The sequence below is a fragment of the Rubellimicrobium thermophilum DSM 16684 genome (assembly GCF_000442315.1).
Lineage (GTDB): Bacteria > Pseudomonadota > Alphaproteobacteria > Rhodobacterales > Rhodobacteraceae > Rubellimicrobium > Rubellimicrobium thermophilum.
This window is the reverse complement of sequence record NZ_KE557324.1, coordinates 1-18,240: the sequence shown is the minus strand read 5'-3', so window position 1 is coordinate 18,240 and position 18,240 is coordinate 1. Positions and strand designations below refer to the sequence as shown.

Sequence of the window (18,240 nt, the reverse complement as noted above, 5' to 3'; positions counted from 1 at the left end):
CCTGGCCCCGGCTATCAGCCGTCCCTTGGAATGTCAACGTCACTGACATATCCTGCCGCGGGACAACCGGGTGGAGGGTCCATGGCCGAACGGGCGCATCGCGGAGAGGGCAGGATGGCGGCCGCGCAGGGCGGGCAGGCCCTGCTCCATCTCACCGACGAACAGCTCCGCCGCGGGATCGAGGCGATGTTCTTCGCCTATCGCGGTTTCACCGCCGATCCGGATCGGATCCTGGCGGAACGGGGCATGGGGCGGGCACATCATCGCGCGCTGCATTTCATCGGTCGCGCCCCGGGGACAACCGTGGGCCGGCTCCTGACGCTGCTCGGCGTCACCAAGCAGTCGCTCAACCGCGTGCTGCGCCGCCTGACGGAGGACGGCCTCGTGGAGGTGCGGGTCGGGCGAGAGGACCGGCGCGAACGCCATCTGCACCTGACCGAGTCGGGCCGGGCGCTCGAACGGGCCCTGTCGGATGCCCAGCGCGAACGGATGCGCGCCGCCTATCGCGCCGCCGGTCCCCAGGCCGTCCAGGGCTTCCGCCAGGTGCTCGAGGCGATGATGGATCCCGAACTGCGCCAGTTGTTCGAGGGCGGGGATGAGTCCGATGGCCGCAAGAGACGCTGAGATGCCCGCAGACAGCCCTGCCCATCTGCTCGTGGTGGATGATGACGAACGCATCCGCCTGCTGCTTGCCCGTTTCCTGCGCAAGGCGGGGTATCTTGTCACCGCGGCGCGTGACGCCGCCCAGGCGCGGCGCCTGATGGCCGGCCTCGCCTTCGATCTCGTCATCCTCGACGTGATGATGCCGGGCGAGGACGGCTTTTCGCTCTGCCGCGCCATCCGCGCGGGATCGGGTATGCCGGTGCTCCTGCTCACCGCACGGGGAGAGACGGGGGACCGCATCCTCGGGCTGGAGGCCGGAGCGGACGACTATCTGCCCAAACCCTTCGAACCGCGCGAGCTGCTGCTGCGGGTCGGGGCCATCCTGCGCCGCTCGCCGACCGGCGAGCCGGCCCGCCCCCCGACCGCGGCGCCGCGCCTGCTGCGCCTGGGCGACATCACCTTCGACATGGCGCGTGGCATGCTCCTGCGCGAAGGCGGAGAGGCGCCGCGCCTGACCCAGACCGAGGCCCAGCTTCTGCGCCGCCTCGCCGCCGTGCCCGGCGCCACGGTCAGCCGCGCCCGCCTGATCGAGGATGTCTCCCCCTCTCCCGCCCAGGAGCGCGCCATCGACGTCCAGATCACCCGCCTGCGGCGCAAGATCGAACCCGACCCCCGCCAGCCGCGCTATCTCCAGACGGTGCGGGGGGCGGGCTATCGGCTGGCCCCGGACTGAGGGCGCCCGCATGATCCGCAGCCGCCCGGCCACCCCCCCCGCCCTGTCCGCATCATCCCCCCCCCACCGCCACCGCCTCCGAACGGCGGCGGATCTGGGGCTGGATGGCCTTCGACCTGGCCCAGCAGCCCTATGCGACGCTGGGCCTGACCTTCGTCTTCAACCCCTATTTCATCGAAACCGCCCGGGGCGTCTTCGCCGCGCAGGGCGCCACGGCGGCCGAGGCAGGGGCCAGGGCCCAGACGCTGTGGGGCACCGCCAACACCCTTGCGGGGATCGTCATCGCGCTGTCAGCCCCGTTTCTGGGCGCCTTTGCCGATGCCTCGGGCCGCCGGCAGCGCTGGATCGCGGCCTTCTCGGTGCCCTTCGTGCTCTGTGCCTGGGGGCTGTGGTTCCTGCGGCCGGACGGAACGCATCTGCTCGCGGTGCTGACGCTGTTCTGGATCGGCTTTGTCGCCGGCGAATCGGCTCTCAACCTCAACAATGCCCAGCTTCCCGCACTCGCCCCGCCAGGGCGGCTCGGACGGATCTCGGGGGGCGGGGCGGCCATGGGCTACTGGGGGGGCGTCATCGCGCTGGCACTGGCCCTCGTCTTCCTCGTGGAGCGACCCGACGGGCTGACCCTTGCAGGCCTTCCGCCGGGCTTCGGCCTTCTGGATGCCACCGCGCGCGAGGGGACGCGCGCCACCGGCCCCTTCATCGCCCTGTGGTTCGTGCTCGCCGCGATTCCGTTCTTCCTGTGGGTCCGCGATCCGTCCCCCCCGCCTGGCCGCGCCCCCCGCCCGGGCGCCGTGTTGCGCTCCCTGGGCGGAACACTGCGCGATGTGCTGCGCCGGCCGTCGCTGGCAAGCTTCCTGCTGTCGTCGATGCTCTACCGCGATGGGCTGGGCGCTCTCTACAGCTTCGGGGCGATCTATGCGACGCTGGTCCTGGGATGGGGGATCACGCTCGTTGGCGCCTTCGGCGTCACGGCGGCCATCGCCGCGGCGGTCATCACCTGGGCCGGGGGGCTGGCCGATCAGCGCTGGGGCCCCAAGCCCGTGATCGTGGCAGCCTGCTGGGCGCTCATCCTCGTCTGCACCGTGGTCATTGGCGTCTCGCGCGAGTCCTTCTACGGATGGCCTCTGCCGCCGGGCTCGCGCCTGCCCGACATCGCTTTCTTCGTCTGCGGCGGGCTGATCGGCGGGGCGGGCGGGGCGATGTATGCCGCCTCGCGCACGCTGATGGCCCGGCATTCGGAGCCCGAGCGGGCAGGCGAGGCCTTCGGCCTGTTCGCCCTGACAGGCCGGGCCACGGCCTTCCTGGCCCCGGCGCTGATCGCCGCAGCGACCGCGTTCACGGGTTCGGTACAATGGGGGTTCTTTCCGGTCATCCTCCTTTTCCTCGCCGCCCTGTGGCTGCTAGGCTTCACCCGACCGGAGGGAGACCGCGCCCCATGAGACGCCTGGCCCTGGCCCTGACCCTGCTGCTTGCGGCCTGCGCGGCCACCCCGCTGACCCGTCTCTCGGCGCAGCAGGAACCGGGCGATCCCGCCGACAGACGCGTGGCCAAGCATCTGTTCGGTGCAGCGGCCACCGCCTCGGCCGGTGCGGCCCAACCGATCGGCTTCTATTCGCGCGGCTGCCAGGCAGGGGCTGTCCAGCTCCCCGAGACGGGCCCGACATGGCAGGCCATGCGCCTGTCGCGGAACCGCAACTGGGCCCAGCCCGACACCGTGGCCTTCATCCAGGACCTGTCGCGCTTCGCGGCCACGCTGCCGGGCTGGCGCGGCCTCTATGTCGGCGACATGAGCCAGCCGCGCGGAGGCCCCATGACATCGGGCCATGCCAGCCATCAGACGGGTCTGGACATCGATGTCTGGCTGCGCCCCGCCGACCGGCTGGATCTCTCGGTGCAGGAGCGCGAGACGATCTCCTCCATCGACATGCAGCGCGCCGGCGGGGCCTATGTCAACGACCGCTGGACCCCCGCGCATGAAGCTCTGATCCGCGCCGCGGCGATGGATCCGCGGGTGGAACGCATCTTCATCTTCGCCGGGGCCAAGGTGGCTATGTGCGAGAACGCGACGGGCGACCGGTCCTGGCTGGCCAAGGTGCGCCCCTACTGGGGGCACAACACCCATTTCCACATCCGTCTGCGCTGCCCGCCGGGTGCCTCCGGCTGCGAGGCACAGGCCCCCGTCCCGCCCGGCGACGGCTGTGCCGAGGCCCTGGAATGGCAGCGCAACATCCTCAACCCGCCGCCTGCCGACCCGACGGCCCCGCCCCCCGAACCGCGCCGCGATCTGACCATGGCCGATCTGCCCGGACAGTGCGCCCACGTGCTGCAGGCCCCCTGAGAAGATGCGCCGCCGCACGGTCCTTGCAGCGCTCGGCGCTGCCACGCTCGGGCTCGGCCTCGGCCGGCCCTTCGGGGCACAGGGCTCCACAGGCGCGGCCGACTATCTCGGCCGCTTCCTCTGGCAGGAGGACTGGCCCGGCTTCGGCGGCTTCTCGGCGCTCGAGATCGACCCGGACGGCCTGGGCTTCACGGCGCTGAGCGACCGGATCATGCTCGTGCGCGGCAGGCTTTGGCGCGATGCGGCCGGCGCGGTCGCGGGGGTGGAGGCCGCTTCGCCCGAGCCGCTGCTCGACATCCATGGCCAGCCCCTGCGCGGCCTGCGCGCCGACAGCGAGGGACTGGCCATCGCCCCGGACGGGACCATGTGGATCAGCTTCGAGGGCCGGGCCCGCGTCCGCCGCGAAGGACGCGACGGCGCCCCGCCCGAACTCCTCCCTGCCCATCCGGACTTTGCGAAGATGGGGCCCAATGCCGCGCTCGAGGCGCTGGCCGTGGATGCCGGGGGGCATCTCTGGACCCTGCCCGAGACACCTTTCGACGGATCGGATCGCCTTCCCGTCTATCGCTTCGATGGCAAGGCCTGGGACATCGCCTTCCATCTTTCCGTGCGCGACGGCTTCGATGCCGCCGGTGCGGATATCGGCCCCGACGGACGGCTCTACATCCTCGAGCGGAGCTTCCGTCTCTACGGCTTCCGTTCACGCATCCGCCGGGTGGATCTGGATGGCTCGGGCGAGGAGGTGCTGCTGACCACCGCGACCGGGACGCATGACAATCTCGAAGGGATCGCGGTCTGGCAGGACACGGCCGGCCGCTGGGGCGGGGGGCTGCGCGCCACGCTGATCTCCGACGACAATCAGCGCTTCTTCCAGCGCACCGAATTCGTGGACTACCGCCTTCCGGATTGACGCCACAGGCGCGCAGGCGTAGGCGGGCGCGCCGCCGCGATTCGCGCGGGGGCCAAGTGCCGCACCTTGCCAAAACGGATCAAGACCGATGCCCCTGCTTCCCTTCATCCTTGCCATGGCCGGCGTCGTGCTGGCCTCCAACATCCTCGTGCAGTTCGTCATCGCAGGAGGGTTCCTGACCTGGGGTGCCTTCACCTATCCCTTTGCCTTCCTCGTCACCGATCTGGCCAATCGCCTGCTCGGTGCGGCTGCCGCGCGAAGGGTCGTTCTGTGGGGTTTTGCGACAGGGGTCCTGTGCTCGCTCATCGGCAGCCAGGTGATGCTCGAGACGGGGCCGGCGGTGCCGCTGCGGGTGGCGGTCGCCTCCGGCGCGGCCTTCCTGGCGGCGCAGCTCCTCGATGTCGCGATCTTCCAGCGGTTGCGCGGAACCGGCCGCTGGTGGCATGCGCCGCTCCTGTCCTCGCTGACGGCCTCGGTGCTCGATACCCTGCTGTTCTTCGGAATCGCCTTCTCGGCCTCGGCCGGGCTGCTCTTCCCCGGCGGGGCGAATGCCGTCGTCGCCTGGGCGCAGGAGGCTGTCCCCTTCCTCGGCCTCGGGCCCGCGCTGCCGCTCTGGGCCTCGCTCGCTGTGGCCGACTGGGGGGTGAAGGTGACGCTCGCGCTGCTGGCCCTGCTGCCCTACCGGGCGCTCGTCATGGCCCTGACGCCCCGCTCGGCCCGGTCATGAAAAGCCGAACCACATTTCGTTTGACTTGTGCGCCCGACGGACCATCCTGACGGACAGGCGCAGCCATTCGGAAAGGAGGTGATCCAGTGTCGAGAAAGGTGCTGGAGAGAGGTGTCGGGACAGCGCGGGGGACCCGCGGCTGAGGCAGCCCTTGGCCGAACGGGCCGCCGAGTGGACTTTACCGGTCTAACCGGCCCCACCTCCTGAACTTTCGGAGGGCCGATCCGGAAACGGGTCGGCCCTTTTGCATCAGGGGTTCTGCGGCCGCGGGGCCGCGTCAGGCAGCACGCCGATGGCGGCCAGCAGCTCGCGCTCGGCCTCGTCGATGGCGCTCAGGATCTCGGCCTCGAAGGCCTCGCGCGAGATCATCTCGTCAAGGCGAAGAAGGGCCCAGTCCGTCGCCACGCCGATCGCAAGCCCCCCTGCAATGCCACCGGCGATGGCCCCGATCGTGGTGCCAAAGCCCGGCACGATGCTGCCGACAGCCGCCCCGGCCGCCGCGCCGGCCGCCGCACCGCCCAGCCCCCCCGCCGCCTTGCCGAGGGCGAGCTTGGCCAGCGCCTCCGTGGCCAGCGCGAAGACCTCCTTGGCGGCGATCTTGGCCACCAGCTTGCCGGCCAGGGCCCCTGCGATGCCTCCCGCCATCGTCCCCAGACCCGCCGCGCCCAGACGCGTCTCGAGCGGGATGCCGGCAAGGGCTTCGGGGACATCGAGAAGGGCGGCAGGCGCCATGGCCACCACCTGCGCGGCCTCGCCATCCGAAGGCAGGATCCGGCAGCGGTCCAGCAGACGCTCCCTCTGCCGGAGCAGATCGCGCGGCACGCCTTCGGCCAGCCTCGTCAGCGCCGGAGCGATCGAGGCCGCGCTGTCCTCCATGGCCAGAGCCTCGGACATCTGCCGTTCGAGATAGCGCTGCGCATCTCCGGCAAGCCAGTTCAAGGTGCGCAGATATTCGGCCGACAGGCTGTAATAGGCATCGAGAAAGGCAGGAACCCGCGCCCGCATGGCGGCAAAGGCTTCCCGCACGGCCCTTTCGGCCGCATGCCGGCGGGCCTGCTGCAGGGCGGCGGCCTCGCGGTCGAGGCTCGCCAGTGCGTGCATCGTGCCCTCGGGACAGAGCAGCGCGCCGATCTGCTCGGCCTCGACGCTTCGCCGCAGGCTGCTGGGGTCGGGCAGGCCGGGGGCCTGGCGGGACGGGGTCGGAGGAGCCTGCAGCATGGCCGGATACGGCCCCACCCCCCCGATTCCGGGGGCTGCGGGCCCCTCGGGAGCCTGTGCCGGGGGCGGCCCGGACCGGGCCGCGGCCCAGGACTCGGCCTGCGCCAGGGCGGAGACGAAGGCCAGGCCCATCACCGTGAGCACGGCTGCCGCCAGCGCCGCACGGCCCGACGCAACGGGCGGCACGACAGGGGCATCGCTGGGGCGCAGGATGCGCCGGGCCTCGCCCGCCGGCAGAAGCAACCCCGCAAAGACCGTGGCAACCAGCCAGGCCTGTCCGAAGGTCATGCCCCCTGCCACAGCATCGCAACCGGCCAGGCCTGCTCTGCGACAAGGCCGAGGCCCCAGAGCCGCGCCCCCTGGAGCAGGGCTGTCGCATCCGTTGCCCAGGCCAGCAGCGCGGATGGCCCTTCATAGCGGCCCTGGGTAGCCACCTGATCGGCCAGGCGCCCCGGTGCCGGCAGCGCTGTCATGGCCAGGCCCGCCATCGTCATGACCCCGGCCACCGCCACAGGGGCAACGGCCAGGACGGCCCGCAGCCGGGCATGCGGCCGCAGCGCCCCCATCTGGGACCGGATCAGCCAGGCCACGGGCCAGAGGAGCATCGCCGTGACGGCGATCCCTGCCCAGCCCTGCCAGCCTCCGACGATCAGCGTCCAGGCGACAGTCCAGGCCGCCAGCAGCGCCACCGGCACGGCCAGGATCTGCCGCCAGAGCGCCCCGCCGAGGAGCGGCGCCCACCAGGGCGAGCGGTCCTCCCTCAGCACGGCCCGCGCCAGCACCCTGCGCACCGCCGCGCGATAGGCGAGGCCAAGCCAGCAGGGCCAGGCGACCAGCGGCAGGAGGATCAGCGCCGGCAGGAGACCGAAGCCCGGCGCCTGCCCCGCCAGCCAGCCGAGGCCGGACAGGACGGCGGCGCACAGCATGCCATATCGTCTGGACGGGGCGATCATCCTGCGGCCAGATGGGGCGGGGCAGAGGACGGAGTCAAGGCGAGGACGGCATGCTCAGGATCAGCGAGACGGTCACGATCCGCGACTGGGAGCTGACCGAGCAGTTCACCCGCTCCCAGGGGCCGGGCGGGGCAGAATGTCAACAAGGTCAGCAGCGCCGTCGAGCTGCGCTTCGAAGCGGAGCGTTCCCCCTCGCTGCCTGTCCAGGCCAAGGCCCGGCTGCGCCGTCTTGCCGGGAGCCGCTGGGTCGGCGAGGCAGGATCGGGTGCGGTGCTGATCCGTGTCGAGGATACGCGCAGTCAGGCCCGCAACCGCGAGATCGCCCGGGAGAGACTGGCTGATCTGATCCGTCGTGCCCTTGTCGCGCCAAGGCCCCGCCTGCCCACCCGGCCCACGGCCGGCAGCGTGAAGCGACGTCTGGCCGAGAAGGCCCGGCGCGGGGCGGTCAAGGCCGCCCGTCGCCCCCCGCCGGCAGAGGACATCGCGGACTAGTCCCCGTCATAGCCCTGCGGGTTCGCGCTCTGCCAGGCCCAGAGGCTCTGCACCATCTCCTCGAGCCCATGCCGCGCGCGCCAGCCGAGGACGCGTTCCGCCAGGGTGCAGTCGGCCCGCGATTCGGCAATGTCGCCGGGGCGGCGCGGCGCGATCTCGTGCGGGATCGGGCGCCCCGCGGCGCGTTCGAAGGCGGCCAGCATCTGACGCACCGAGACGCCCCGGCCGGTGCCGATATTGTAGACCTCGAACCCCGTCATGACCCCGAGACGGTCAAGAGCCGCCACATGGGCCCGGGCCAGATCGGCAACATGAATGTAGTCGCGGATTCCGGTTCCGTCGGGTGTCGGCCAGTCGTCGCCGAAGATCCGCAGGACGGGTCGCCGACCCGTTGCCACCTGCGCCATGAAGGGCATCAGGTTCTCCGGCACGCCACGCGGATCCTCGCCCAACCGGGCCGAGGCATGGGCGCCCACGGGGTTGAAATAGCGCAGCGCGATCGCCGCACGCCCCGCCCCCGCCCCGACCCCAGTCCGCGAGCACCCGCTCGGCCGCGGCCTTGGTGCGCCCGTAGACATTCGCAGGCGCAAGGGGATGCGCCTCGTCGAAGGGCAGATAGCGCGGCTCTCCATAGACGGTGGCCGAGGACGAGAAGACGACGCGCATGCCCCCCGCCGCATCGAGCGCATGCAGCAGCGCCACCGTGCCGCCCACATTCACATCCCAGTAATCGAGGGGCTGGCGCTCTCCCTGACCGACCGACTTGAGCCCGGCGAAATGGATCGCGGCCTCCGGCCGCCACCGGCACAGGGCTGTGGCCAGACGGGCCGTGTCGCGGACATCGAGAGTCTCGACAGCGAAGGGACGGCCGGTCAGTTCCCGAACCCGGTCGAGCGCGCGGGGGCTGGCATTGCGGAAATCGTCAACGACCAGGGCGTCATGGCCCTGCTCCAGAAGCTCCACCAGGGTATGGCTGCCGATATAGCCTGCCCCACCCGTGACCACGACCCGCATGCCCGTCCTCCCCCCCTCGCCGGGACATCGCGGTCCCCGCTGCGCATCCCTCGCCCTTCAGCCCGCGGCCAGACGCGGCCGGCCCTGCGCCGTGACGCGCAGGCGCGCCTCCACCAGCATGGCCTGCCCCTCGACGACCGCCTCACGCCTCTCCATCTCCTCGCGCAGCTCCACGGTCTCTGCCCCCGCGGCCCTTGCGCGGGCCTCCGCTTCCTCTCCCAAGGCCCTGCGGAGGGCTCCGATCGCCTCTGCAACCTCGCCGAAGCGGGCCGGGCCGCCTGGCAGATGGGCGAGGAAGAGGCCCGGCGCCGGGCTGGTCACCGTGCCTTCGGCATGGGCGGCCACCCGCCCCACCACCGCGCCCACCGCATTGGCCACCTCTGCGTGCTCAGGCACGATCGCGCAGGTGCCGAGACGGGCCCCGATCGCGGGGTAATGCGTCGCGGCCGAAGCCCCGAGCGCCACGACCGGCACATCGAGCGACAGCGCAGTCCGCACCAGGGCGCGGCCGGAGACGTCCCGGCGCAGCCCTGCCGCCACCAGGGGATGGCGGGCCAACATCGCGGGGTCTTCCCATCCGTCTTCGGCAAAGGCAGCCTCCAGCAGCGCCTCGACGCTCTGCGCCGTAAGCCGGTCCAGGATCCGCCGGGCCATGCCTTCGGCTCCGTCGGCCAGGGGCTCGCCAGCCCCGTCGCGTCGCCGGGCCAGCAGGGCAAGGGCCTTGTGCGCGGCCTCCCTGTCGAAATCGGCCTGAAGGCCGAGGACATGGGCCGCATCGGTCGGGGTTGCCCCCGCCTCGAGGGCCAGGCCCCGCGCCACGAGCCGGGCCAGGGCTGGCGCCTCGGTCCGGGCGCGCACGGCCTCGGCAAGGGTCACCGGCCCGCCGGTGAGCCGCTCCGCCACCGCGGCCTCCCGCGGATCGAGCCCCGCCGGCAACGCCCCGCTCCAGAGCGGCAGGACGAAGCGGCCGCTGCCCTCCCCTGCTGCGGGCTGCGACAGCGCGGCATCGAGCGCGCGATGGACCAGGCCCGGATGGGCCTGCGCCAGCAGCGCAACGGGCATGACGCGCCGCGGCCCGAGCCGCAGCCCCTCCCGCAGATCCGGTCGCACATGGATTTCCGAATCGCCCCCCAGACCATGGGTGCGCATGGCCACGGCCTCCACCATCGTCCGCCAGGGGCCCACCCGCGCGCCATCGGGATCAAGGGCCGGCCGGCCATCGCGCAGCAGACAGATATCGGTCGTCGTCCCCCCGATATCGGAGACCAGGGCGAAACGCTTGCGGGCAAGCCAGGCCGCCCCCGCCGCCGAGGCCGCTGGCCCCGACAGGATCGTCTCGATCGGCTTCTCATGAGCCATGGCGGCGGCCATCAGCGCGCCATCCCCCCGCACGACCATGAGAGGGGCCCGGATGCCGGCCCGGATCATATGCGCCTCGCAGGCGCGCAGCAGCCGCTCGATCAGCCCGATCAGCCGGGCATTGAGCAAGGCGGTGAGGGCGCGACGCGGCCCCCCGAGCGAGGCGGACAGCTCATGCGAACAGGTGACAGGCAAGCCGGTGACGGCGCGGGCGATCTCGCGGGCGCGGATCTCATGGGCCGGGTTGCGCGTGGCAAAGCGGGCGGCAACGGCCAAGCCGGTCAGCCCCTCGGGCAGGTCCGACAGGGCCTTGCCCAGGCCCTCCTCGTCGAGGGGCGCGACCGCCTGCCCGGCATGATCATGCCCGCCTGCGATGCGGATCAGCGGATCGCGTCCCAGAGCGGCCGGCAGCCCGTCGCGGGACAGGTCCGTCTCTTCGAAGCCGATCGCGATCAGCCCCGCGCGTCCCCCCTGCCCCTCGACCAGGGCATTGGTCGCAAGCGTCGTGGAGAGCGAGACCATGGCGACGGCCGCCGGATCGATCCGCCCCGCCGCCAGCACCGCATCGATGGCGGCGCTCACCCCGCCTGCCGGATCCGGCCGCGTCGTGAGCGCCTTGGCCTTGGCCAGGACGCAGCCAGCCGCCTCGTCAAGAAGCACGGCATCGGTGTAGGTGCCCCCGGTATCGACGCCGAGGAGGATGGCCATGGGAGGGCTCCCTGCATGCGAACGGGCGCCGACCCCGGCGCCCGTTCCCGGTTGTCAGCGTATCACTGCTGGGCGAAGGCCGCGTCGGTCACGACATGGGTGAAATACCCTTCGGGCGCCTTCGTGATGACCGGATCCGAACCGCCGGCCAGCAGCGTATCCACCGTGCGCTGGGCCGCCGCCTCGTCGAGCACCCCGGTCGAATCGCCGATCAGCTTGGCGATCTCGCCCATCATCCGCACCTGATGCTCGAGGGTCTGCGCCCCCGTCTCATCATATTCGAGGACGATCTCGGCCGCCTGTTCCGGGTTCTCCTGCGCCCAGTCCCAGCCGCGCATCGAGGCGCGCACGAAGCGGGCCATCCTGTCCACGAAGGCCGGATCCTGCAGGTTCTGCTCAAGGACATAGAGCCCGTCCTCGAGCGTGGCAACGCCCTGATCCTCATAGCGGAAATTGACCAGTTCCTCGGGGGTCACGCCGGCATCGATGACCTGCCAGTATTCGTTGTAGGTCATCGTCGAGATGCAGTCGGCCTGCCGCTGCAGAAGGGGATCGACATTGAAGCCCTGCTTCAGCACCTCCACCCCCGTTTCCGACTTGCCGTCGGTCGAGAGGCCAAGCTGGCTCATCCAGCTCAGGAACGGATATTCATTGCCCGAGAACCAGACGCCCAGCGTGCGGTTGGCCAGGTCCTGGGGCGTCTGGATACCGGTATCCGCCCAGCAGGTCAGCTGCATGCCCGAATTCTCGAAGGGCTGGGCGATGTTGACGAGAGGCACCCCCTGTTCGCGCGCGGCCAGGGCGGCCGGCATCCACTCGACGATGACATCGGCCCCGCCCCCCGCGATGACCTGCGTCGGCGCGATGTCCGGCCCGCCGGGCAGGATCGTGACATCGAGGCCCTCTTCCGCGTAGAAGCCCTGGTCGAGCGCGACATAGTAGCCCGCGAACTGGGCCTGCGTGACCCATTTGAGCTGGAGCGTCACCGCATCCTGCGCCCAGGCTGCGGGCGCGGCCACCGCAAGGACGGAAGCGAACAGATAGCGTTTCATGCTTGGTCTCCCTTGTTGGTCCTTCAGGTTCGCTGCGACGGATGCCAGAAGGTCACCGCGCGCTCCGCCAGCGTGATGATCCCGTAAACCGTGCTGCCTGCAAGAGCGCCGACAAGGATCGCCGACCAGACCATGTCGAGCCGGAGCGCGCCATTGGCCGATGCGATGCGAAAGCCGACGCCCTGTGTCGGGCTGCCGAAGAATTCGGCAACGATGGCGCCGATCATGGCAAGCGTGGATGCGATCTTGAGCCCGTTGAAGAGAAAGGGCAGGGCGGCCGGAACCCGCAGCATCCGCAGCGTCTGCCAGTAGCTCGCCCCATAGGTGCGCATCAGGTCGCGCTGCTGGGCCGTCGTGTCCTGAAGCCCCGCGACCGCGTTCACCAGCATCGGGAAGAAGACCATCAGGACGACCACCGCTGCCTTGGACTGCCAGCCGAAGCCGAACCACATGACCATGATCGGCGCGATGCCGACGATGGGCAATGCCGCCATGAAGTGTCCCACCGGCAGGAGCCCGCGGCGCAGGAAGTCGAAACGGTCCACGAGGATCGCCGCGATGAGCGCTGCAGCCACGCCGATGGCCAGGCCCGACAGCGCCCCCTTGAGGATCGTCTGCACGAAATCCCCCCAGAGCAGCCCTGTCGAGGCGACAAAGGTCTGGGCGATGCGGGACGGGGCGGGCAGGATCGCGGGCGGCACGGCAAGGCCGCGCACCAGCAGTTCCCAGACGGCGAGAACGGTTGTGCCGAAGATCAGCGGCACGAGAGCGCGCACCAGGGAGGACCGGTCCCTCCCCCCCCGCGTGAGCCAGCCATTGAGGCCCCAGGCCGCCAGCCACAGAACGAGCGCCAGGATGACGAGGGTCATGCCGGCACCCCCATCGCCCGCAAGGTCCGCCGTTCGAGAAATCCCATAAACCACACGAGGGCCGCCGCCAGCACCGCCGCCATCACCAGCGCGGCCCAGATCTGCGTGGTCTGGCCGTAATAGCTTCCCGCCAGCATCCGCGCCCCCAGGCCGCCGCGCTGGATCGGCAGCTCGCCCACGATGGTGCCCACCAGCGCGGCTGCCACCGCCACCTTGAGCGAGGCAAAGAGATAGGGCACCGAGGCAGGCAGCCGCAGCAGCCAGAAGATCTGCGCCCGGCTGGCATTCCAGGTCCGCATGAGGTCGATCTGCATCGGATCCGGCGTGCGCAGCCCTTTCACCATGCCGACGGCCACCGGAAAGAAGGACAGATAGGCCGAGATCACCGCCTTGGGCAGCAGCCCCTGCACCCCCACCGAGTTCAGGACCACCACGATCATCGGGGCCAGTGCGACGATGGGGATGGTCTGGCTGATGATCGCCCAGGGCATCACCGACAGGTCCATGGCCCGGTTGTGGACGATCCCCACCGCCAGCAGGATCCCGGCCAGCGAACCGATGGCAAAACCGGCCAGCGTCGCCCCCAGGGTGATCCCCGCATGACGCAGGAGCGAGCGGTTCGATCCGGGAGGCTGGCCCGCGACCGAGGACCACAGCTCGGCCGCGACCTGATGGGGCGCAGGCAGGCGCGGACGGTCCTGCGTCCAGGCGCCCTCCAGGGCAAGGGCCGGGTTCAGGAGCACGAGCCGCAGCGCCGGAAGCTGCTGCCGCTCGGTCGCGCTGCCGCCCTCCACCACGGCGCCGGCCCGTTCGGCCGCTGTCAGCGCCTCGCGCACATTCATCGGGATCGCAGCCAGATACCACAAGGCCAGGATCCCCAGCACCACCGTCAGAACCGGCAGGACCTTCTCCCTCATGCGCGTCCCCCCTGCGGCCAGGCGATCAGGATCACCGCGACGAGCCCGAAGATCAGGCCGAGAAGCTGCGTTCCCCCTGGTCTCTCGCCGAACCACAGCACGGCGACGGCCGTGATCAGCAGGAGCTGGAGCACCGAGGAGACCGCAATGGCAAGGGCCAGCCCCTGCTCTCGCATGATCCTCACCATCATCAGGTTGCCGCAGGTGAAGAGCAGCAGCGCCCCCACCAGCACCGGCAGATGCGGGCTGGCCACATAGACGCGCAGGCCGGCATTGGCGAGAACGAAGACCGCCATCGCCCCCGTCAGCCACAGAAGCGAGGTCAGGGTCATCGCGTCAGACCTCCACATGGCCGGCGCGAAGCCCTTCGCGCACGCGATGGGCAATGGCGAGGAACTCGGGCGTGTCGCGGATCTCCAGCGGGCGTTCGCGCGGCAGGGGGCTTTCGATGATGTCGGTGATGCGCCCCGGCCGCGGCGACATCACGACGATCCGGGTGGAGAGATAGACCGCCTCGGGGATGGAATGCGTCACGAACAGCGTCGTCTTTCCCGTCCGCGCCCAGAGCCGCAGCAGCTCCTCGTTGAGCCTGTCGCGCACGATCTCATCGAGGGCGCCGAAAGGCTCGTCCATCAGGAGGATGGGCGCATCGAAGGCCAGTGCCCGGGCGATGGAGGCACGCTGCTGCATCCCCCCCGAGAGCTGCCAGGGATATTTGCGCGCAAAGCCGGACAGCTCCACCATCTCGAGCACACGCGCCACGCGCTCGGCCTGCTCGGCCTTGGGATAGTTCATGATCTCGAGCGGCAATCGCACATTGCCTTCGATGGTGCGCCAGGGATAGAGGCCTGCCGCCTGGAAGACATAGCCATAGGCGCGGGCCCGGCGGGCGGCATCCGGGTCCATGCCGTTGACCGTCAGGGTGCCGGATGTCGGCGTCTCGAGGGCCGCTACGCAGCGCAGGAAGGTCGTCTTGCCGCAGCCCGAAGGGCCGATGAAACTCACGAATTCTCCGGCCCCCACCGACAGCGTGACATCCCGCAGCGCCTGCACCGGCCCGTCCGCCGTCCCGAACACAAGGCTGACATCCTTCGCCGCGATGACGGGGCTGTCCCTCTCTGGCAGGGTGGTAGCTGTGGCCCTCATCGCGCCCCCTCCGGGAGACATGTCCATGACTTCAACCCCGTCCTGCCAGAAGATCCGCCCCCGGCGCGACCGGATATCCCCGCCGGCAGGGCCTGTCCTGTCTCGAAGGCCTCTCTCGCGAGAGCGTGGGTGCCCGCGCGATCTGCATGCATCTGCTGACGATTCCGCCCGGCGGGCGCGCCCGCGCGCACAAGCATCTCGCCCATGGGACAGCGATTGATGTCCTGTCGGGCAGCGCCGTGATGGCCTGGGGCGAACGGCTGGAACATCGCATGGAGGTCACGGCGGGCGAGATGCTCCACCTCCCCGCCGACATGCCGCATCTGCCCTGGAATCCCGGCCCCGAACCCTGCATCGCGGTCATCGCCCGGATCGACCCTCACGAACAGGAAAGCGTCGTCCTCCTGCCCGATCTCGAATCGCTGATATCCTGATCCGGCATTAACCGAATCGTCATCCTTTCCTGCCATGATCGATTCGGCGCGGACGGCCATCCGTGTCCGATCCGGCCGCACCCGATCCGGAGGGCGGCGCCGATCCGGGGGGAAACCATGCCGAACACCCATCGCGATGGGCCTGTCCTGGTCCGTCTCTCGGGCGAAACCGCCCGCCATCTCGCCGAACGGCTTCTGGCGCCCCGCGCGCCTGCCGAACGGCTGTGGCAGGAGATCCCCGCCCTGGGGGCCGGGGCCGCGTCGCCCATGACTGGGATCCGGCGACGGGCCATCTGACCTTCGCGCTCCGGGTCACGGCGGGGCGGGGCTGAACGCGGTCTCATGGCATCCTCGCCAGACCGCCGTCCACGCGCAGCGTGGTCCCGGTGACATAGGACGCATCCTCCGAACAGAGGAAGGCGATCGCCCTTGCCGCCTCCTCCACCCGCCCCTGGCGCCCCAGTGCCGCCCCGGCATAGCGCTCGGGCGGCTGAGGGATCGAATCGATGAAACCGGGCAGCACCGCATTGACGCGGATGCCCCGGGGGCCGAGTTCGTCTGCCACCAGCTTCAGCGCCGCATGGAGCCCCGCCCGCATGGCCGAGGATGTCGGATAAAGGGCAGCGGGCTGCTGCGCGGCATAGCTGGTCACCGCGACGATGCTGCCGCCTTCGCCCATCTGCGGCGCCACAAGGCGGATGGGCCGCATCGCGGACAGGAAATAGACCTCCAGGGCCCGGTGCCAGTCCGCATCCGGCAGATCCAGCACCCCGCCACGCGGCCCATGCCCGGCCGAACAGACCAGAGCATCGATCCGCCCCCAGCCGGAGAGGGCGGCATCGCGCAGGCGGACGACATCCTCGCCCGATTCGTAGGAACCGGTGATGCCGATCCCGCCCAGTTCCGCCGCCAGCCTCTCGGCCCGGCCCGAGGGAGAGAGCAGGGCCACACGCCATCCCCGCGCGGCCAGCTCCCGCGCGGCAGCGGCCCCGATGCCGGACCCGGCGGCCGTGAGGAGGGCCACACGCGTTGTCATGATCCCGACTCCTCCGCCGAGGCCGAGGGGCCCATCCTCACACCCCGCTCGCCGGGATCCCCGAGCGCTCCACCGGCCGCGGCGCCGTCAGGTCCTTCCACCGGGTCAGGGCCCGCGAGACCGGCCCCCGTGCCTCGCGCCGCACGAACTCGCCCCAGCCTTCCTGCGGGCGCATCTCGCCCTCCCGGACGGCGAGGCGCCCCCGCGTCAGCACGAAGCGCGGCAGGCCTGTGACCTCCTGCCCCTCGAAGACGTTGTAGTCGATGGCGCTCTGCTGAGTGGCGGCGCTGATCGTCTTGCGGCGTTCGGGATCCCACACCACCAGGTCGGCATCCGCCCCCACCGCGATCGCCCCCTTGCGCGGATAGCAGCCGAGGATCTTGGCGACATTGGCAGAGGTGACGGCGACGAATTCGTTGGGCGTGAGGCGGCCGGTATTCACCCCATGCGTCCAGAGCAGCGGCATCCGGTCCTCCAGTCCCCCCGTGCCGTTCGGGATCTTGGTGAAATCGCCGCGGCCAAAGCGCTTCTGCTCGGTCGTGAAGGCGCAATGATCGGTCGCCACGACCGAGAGCGAACCGGACTGCAAGCCCGCCCAGAGCGAATCCTGATGGCGCTTGTCCCGGAAAGGGGGGGACATGACGCGGCGGGCGGCATGGTCCCAGTCGGGGTGGCGGTATTCGGATTCGTCGAGGATCAGATGCTGGATCAGCGGCTCGCCCCAGACACGCTTGCCCTGTGCGCGGGCGCGCCGGATCGCCTCATGGGCCTCCTCGCAGCTGACATGGACCACATAGAGCGGCACCCCTGCCATGTCGGCAATCATGATGGCGCGGTTGGTGGCCTCGCCCTCCACCTGGGGCGGGCGCGAATAGGCATGGGCCTCGGGCCCCGTATTGCCTTCGGCAAGCAGCTTGCGCTGCAGCTCTGCCACCACGTCGCCGTTCTCGGCATGGACAAGGGCTGTGGCGCCAAGCTCGCCCAGACGAGTGAAGGACGCGAACATCTCGTCGTCATTCACCATCAGGGCGCCCTTGTAGGCCATGAAATGCTTGAAGGTGGTGATCCCCTCCCCGATCACGAGGGGCATCTCGTCCCAGACCCGCTCCCCCCACCATGTCACCGCCATATGGTAGGAGTAGTCGCAATGCGCCCGGCCCGACTTGTTGTGCCAGACCTTCATGGCATCGAGCAATCCCTGCTCCTGCCCCGGCAGGACGAAGTCCACCACCATCGTGGTGCCGCCGGCCAGCGCAGCGCGCGTGCCCGATTCGAAGTCGTCCGAGGAATAGGTGCCCATGAAGGGCATCTCGAGATGGGTATGCGGATCGATGCCGCCGGGCATCACATAGCAGCCCGTGGCGTCGAGCGTCTCCTCGCCCTTCAGATCCGGCCCAATCTCCGCGATGCGCCCGTTCTCGATGCGGATATCGGCCCGATAGGTGAGGTCGTGGGTGACGACGGTGCCCCCCCTGATGACGGTGCTCGGCATGAGCTTCCCCCTTCTTCCTGTTCCCCTCAGCCCGGCGGCGCAGCCCCCACAACGGCCGCTGCATCCCCTTCGCAGATCGGCGCCCCCGAAGCGTCGCGAAGCGGATAGCCCGAAGGCGGATCCGTCACCTCGACCGAATAGAGGTAACAGCCATCGGTATTCTGCAGCACCACCGAAGCCGGAACACCCGGCGGCAGCGCCGCCACCACGGCGGGCGGCAGCGGCTCCGGGGGCCCCGG

The 18,240-nt window shown here is 70.5% G+C and carries 20 protein-coding genes and 2 pseudogenes; 9 read left to right on the top strand and 13 right to left on the bottom strand.

The genetic code is table 11. The features are described 5' to 3' along the window. Nucleotides 1–114 precede the first annotated feature (114 nt). From RUTHE_RS12455 to RUTHE_RS12430, 6 genes are all read left to right on the top strand, one after another. Complete coding sequence (locus RUTHE_RS12455) at nucleotides 115–624, top strand: MarR family winged helix-turn-helix transcriptional regulator (RefSeq protein WP_040645889.1); 510 nt, start codon at nucleotides 115–117, stop codon at nucleotides 622–624. 1 nt (nucleotide 625) lies between these two features. Continuing rightward, complete coding sequence (locus tag RUTHE_RS12450; RefSeq protein WP_040645870.1) at nucleotides 626–1,336, top strand: response regulator; 711 nt, start codon at nucleotides 626–628, stop codon at nucleotides 1,334–1,336. A 104-nt stretch (nucleotides 1,337–1,440) separates the two neighbouring features. After that, complete coding sequence (locus RUTHE_RS12445; RefSeq protein ID WP_021098790.1) at nucleotides 1,441–2,775, top strand: MFS transporter; 1,335 nt, start codon at nucleotides 1,441–1,443, stop codon at nucleotides 2,773–2,775. Beyond that, complete coding sequence (mepA, locus tag RUTHE_RS12440) at nucleotides 2,772–3,674, top strand: penicillin-insensitive murein endopeptidase (RefSeq protein WP_021098789.1); 903 nt, start codon at nucleotides 2,772–2,774, stop codon at nucleotides 3,672–3,674. The genes RUTHE_RS12445 and mepA overlap by 4 nt, the downstream gene beginning before the upstream one ends. A 4-nt stretch (nucleotides 3,675–3,678) precedes the next feature. Continuing rightward, on the top strand, nucleotides 3,679–4,584 hold the full coding sequence (locus RUTHE_RS12435; RefSeq protein WP_021098788.1) for an esterase-like activity of phytase family protein: 906 nt from the start codon (nucleotides 3,679–3,681) through the stop codon (nucleotides 4,582–4,584). 88 nt (nucleotides 4,585–4,672) lie between these two features. Then, nucleotides 4,673–5,311, top strand: coding sequence for a queuosine precursor transporter (locus RUTHE_RS12430; RefSeq protein WP_021098787.1), 639 nt, complete (start codon nucleotides 4,673–4,675; stop codon nucleotides 5,309–5,311). A gap of 249 nt (nucleotides 5,312–5,560) precedes the next feature. Here the strand turns inward: RUTHE_RS12430 and RUTHE_RS12425 are convergent, their stop codons facing one another. Then, nucleotides 5,561–6,817 (bottom strand): hypothetical protein, encoded by a 1,257-nt coding sequence (locus RUTHE_RS12425; RefSeq protein WP_021098786.1) that lies wholly within the window; start codon nucleotides 6,815–6,817, stop codon nucleotides 5,561–5,563. Beyond that, complete coding sequence (locus RUTHE_RS12420) at nucleotides 6,814–7,455, bottom strand: hypothetical protein (protein WP_021098785.1); 642 nt, start codon at nucleotides 7,453–7,455, stop codon at nucleotides 6,814–6,816. Before RUTHE_RS12420 ends, RUTHE_RS12425 begins: the two co-directional genes overlap by 4 nt. A gap of 77 nt (nucleotides 7,456–7,532) precedes the next feature. On the opposite strand from RUTHE_RS12420, the pseudogene arfB reads away from it, so the two are divergent. Further along, a pseudogene (arfB, locus tag RUTHE_RS12415) lies at nucleotides 7,533–7,974 on the top strand (alternative ribosome rescue aminoacyl-tRNA hydrolase ArfB). Here the strand turns inward: arfB and RUTHE_RS18415 are convergent. The 8 genes and pseudogenes from RUTHE_RS18415 to RUTHE_RS12380 form a co-directional block, all read right to left on the bottom strand. Next, complete coding sequence (locus RUTHE_RS18415; RefSeq protein ID WP_342662247.1) at nucleotides 7,971–8,552, bottom strand: GDP-mannose 4,6-dehydratase; 582 nt, start codon at nucleotides 8,550–8,552, stop codon at nucleotides 7,971–7,973. The pseudogene arfB and the gene RUTHE_RS18415 overlap by 4 nt on opposite strands. Before the next feature lies 1 nt (nucleotide 8,553). Beyond that, a pseudogene (locus tag RUTHE_RS18410) lies at nucleotides 8,554–8,988 on the bottom strand (NAD-dependent epimerase/dehydratase family protein); the annotation flags it as partial. 57 nt (nucleotides 8,989–9,045) lie between these two features. Continuing rightward, a complete protein-coding gene (locus RUTHE_RS12405; protein WP_021098782.1) occupies nucleotides 9,046–11,055 on the bottom strand; it encodes a hydantoinase/oxoprolinase N-terminal domain-containing protein in 2,010 nt (669 codons plus the stop codon). A gap of 62 nt (nucleotides 11,056–11,117) precedes the next feature. Next, nucleotides 11,118–12,107, bottom strand: a complete 990-nt coding sequence (locus RUTHE_RS12400) for an ABC transporter substrate-binding protein (protein ID WP_021098781.1) — start codon at nucleotides 12,105–12,107, stop codon at nucleotides 11,118–11,120. A gap of 23 nt (nucleotides 12,108–12,130) precedes the next feature. Beyond that, nucleotides 12,131–12,976, bottom strand: a complete 846-nt coding sequence (locus RUTHE_RS12395; RefSeq protein WP_021098780.1) for an ABC transporter permease — start codon at nucleotides 12,974–12,976, stop codon at nucleotides 12,131–12,133. Then, nucleotides 12,973–13,893 (bottom strand): ABC transporter permease, encoded by a 921-nt coding sequence (locus RUTHE_RS12390; protein WP_021098779.1) that lies wholly within the window; start codon nucleotides 13,891–13,893, stop codon nucleotides 12,973–12,975. Before RUTHE_RS12390 ends, RUTHE_RS12395 begins: the two co-directional genes overlap by 4 nt. Then, a complete protein-coding gene (locus RUTHE_RS12385; protein ID WP_021098778.1) occupies nucleotides 13,890–14,225 on the bottom strand; it encodes a hypothetical protein in 336 nt (111 codons plus the stop codon). Before RUTHE_RS12385 ends, RUTHE_RS12390 begins: the two co-directional genes overlap by 4 nt. Before the next feature lie 4 nt (nucleotides 14,226–14,229). Further along, nucleotides 14,230–15,039 (bottom strand): ABC transporter ATP-binding protein, encoded by an 810-nt coding sequence (locus RUTHE_RS12380; RefSeq protein WP_021098777.1) that lies wholly within the window; start codon nucleotides 15,037–15,039, stop codon nucleotides 14,230–14,232. Between the two features lie 146 nt (nucleotides 15,040–15,185). On the opposite strand from RUTHE_RS12380, the gene RUTHE_RS12375 reads away from it, so the two are divergent. Together RUTHE_RS12375 and RUTHE_RS12370 are read left to right on the top strand one after the other, a co-directional pair. Further along, nucleotides 15,186–15,473: a cupin domain-containing protein gene (locus RUTHE_RS12375; RefSeq protein WP_021098776.1), complete on the top strand. Its 288-nt coding sequence runs from the start codon at nucleotides 15,186–15,188 to the stop codon at nucleotides 15,471–15,473. A 117-nt stretch (nucleotides 15,474–15,590) separates the two neighbouring features. Continuing rightward, nucleotides 15,591–15,770, top strand: a complete 180-nt coding sequence (locus RUTHE_RS12370; protein WP_021098775.1) for a hypothetical protein — start codon at nucleotides 15,591–15,593, stop codon at nucleotides 15,768–15,770. Between the two features lie 43 nt (nucleotides 15,771–15,813). Here the strand turns inward: RUTHE_RS12370 and RUTHE_RS12365 are convergent, their stop codons facing one another. The 3 genes from RUTHE_RS12365 to RUTHE_RS12355 form a co-directional block, all read right to left on the bottom strand. Then, nucleotides 15,814–16,509, bottom strand: a complete 696-nt coding sequence (locus RUTHE_RS12365; RefSeq protein WP_021098774.1) for an SDR family oxidoreductase — start codon at nucleotides 16,507–16,509, stop codon at nucleotides 15,814–15,816. Nucleotides 16,510–16,546: 37 nt separating this feature from the next. After that, complete coding sequence (hydA, locus tag RUTHE_RS12360) at nucleotides 16,547–18,001, bottom strand: dihydropyrimidinase (RefSeq protein WP_021098773.1); 1,455 nt, start codon at nucleotides 17,999–18,001, stop codon at nucleotides 16,547–16,549. Nucleotides 18,002–18,027: 26 nt separating this feature from the next. After that, nucleotides 18,028–18,240: hypothetical protein (locus tag RUTHE_RS12355; RefSeq protein ID WP_021098772.1), on the bottom strand; the 213-nt coding region annotated here is incomplete at its 5' end.

What these genes read in the sequence shown, in the direction of transcription:
- RUTHE_RS12405 (WP_021098782.1), bottom strand. Translation starts at nt 11,055, where the DNA reads ATGGCCATCCTCCTCGGCGTCGATACCGGGGGCACCTACACCGATGCC.
- RUTHE_RS12430 (WP_021098787.1), top strand. Translation starts at nt 4,673, where the DNA reads ATGCCCCTGCTTCCCTTCATCCTTGCCATGGCCGGCGTCGTGCTGGCC.
- RUTHE_RS12450 (WP_040645870.1), top strand. Translation starts at nt 626, where the DNA reads ATGCCCGCAGACAGCCCTGCCCATCTGCTCGTGGTGGATGATGACGAA.
- RUTHE_RS12385 (WP_021098778.1), bottom strand. Translation starts at nt 14,225, where the DNA reads ATGACCCTGACCTCGCTTCTGTGGCTGACGGGGGCGATGGCGGTCTTC.
- RUTHE_RS12445 (WP_021098790.1), top strand. Translation starts at nt 1,441, where the DNA reads ATGGCCTTCGACCTGGCCCAGCAGCCCTATGCGACGCTGGGCCTGACC.
- RUTHE_RS12365 (WP_021098774.1), bottom strand. Translation starts at nt 16,509, where the DNA reads ATGACAACGCGTGTGGCCCTCCTCACGGCCGCCGGGTCCGGCATCGGG.
- mepA (WP_021098789.1), top strand. Translation starts at nt 2,772, where the DNA reads ATGAGACGCCTGGCCCTGGCCCTGACCCTGCTGCTTGCGGCCTGCGCG.
- hydA (WP_021098773.1), bottom strand. Translation starts at nt 18,001, where the DNA reads ATGCCGAGCACCGTCATCAGGGGGGGCACCGTCGTCACCCACGACCTC.
- RUTHE_RS12380 (WP_021098777.1), bottom strand. Translation starts at nt 15,039, where the DNA reads ATGAGGGCCACAGCTACCACCCTGCCAGAGAGGGACAGCCCCGTCATC.
- RUTHE_RS12425 (WP_021098786.1), bottom strand. Translation starts at nt 6,817, where the DNA reads ATGACCTTCGGACAGGCCTGGCTGGTTGCCACGGTCTTTGCGGGGTTG.
- RUTHE_RS12435 (WP_021098788.1), top strand. Translation starts at nt 3,679, where the DNA reads ATGCGCCGCCGCACGGTCCTTGCAGCGCTCGGCGCTGCCACGCTCGGG.
- RUTHE_RS12395 (WP_021098780.1), bottom strand. Translation starts at nt 12,976, where the DNA reads ATGACCCTCGTCATCCTGGCGCTCGTTCTGTGGCTGGCGGCCTGGGGC.
- RUTHE_RS12390 (WP_021098779.1), bottom strand. Translation starts at nt 13,893, where the DNA reads ATGAGGGAGAAGGTCCTGCCGGTTCTGACGGTGGTGCTGGGGATCCTG.
- RUTHE_RS12400 (WP_021098781.1), bottom strand. Translation starts at nt 12,107, where the DNA reads ATGAAACGCTATCTGTTCGCTTCCGTCCTTGCGGTGGCCGCGCCCGCA.
- RUTHE_RS12375 (WP_021098776.1), top strand. Translation starts at nt 15,186, where the DNA reads ATGCATCTGCTGACGATTCCGCCCGGCGGGCGCGCCCGCGCGCACAAG.
- RUTHE_RS18415 (WP_342662247.1), bottom strand. Translation starts at nt 8,552, where the DNA reads ATGTCTACGGGCGCACCAAGGCCGCGGCCGAGCGGGTGCTCGCGGACT.
- RUTHE_RS12420 (WP_021098785.1), bottom strand. Translation starts at nt 7,455, where the DNA reads ATGCTGTGCGCCGCCGTCCTGTCCGGCCTCGGCTGGCTGGCGGGGCAG.
- RUTHE_RS12370 (WP_021098775.1), top strand. Translation starts at nt 15,591, where the DNA reads ATGCCGAACACCCATCGCGATGGGCCTGTCCTGGTCCGTCTCTCGGGC.
- RUTHE_RS12455 (WP_040645889.1), top strand. Translation starts at nt 115, where the DNA reads ATGGCGGCCGCGCAGGGCGGGCAGGCCCTGCTCCATCTCACCGACGAA.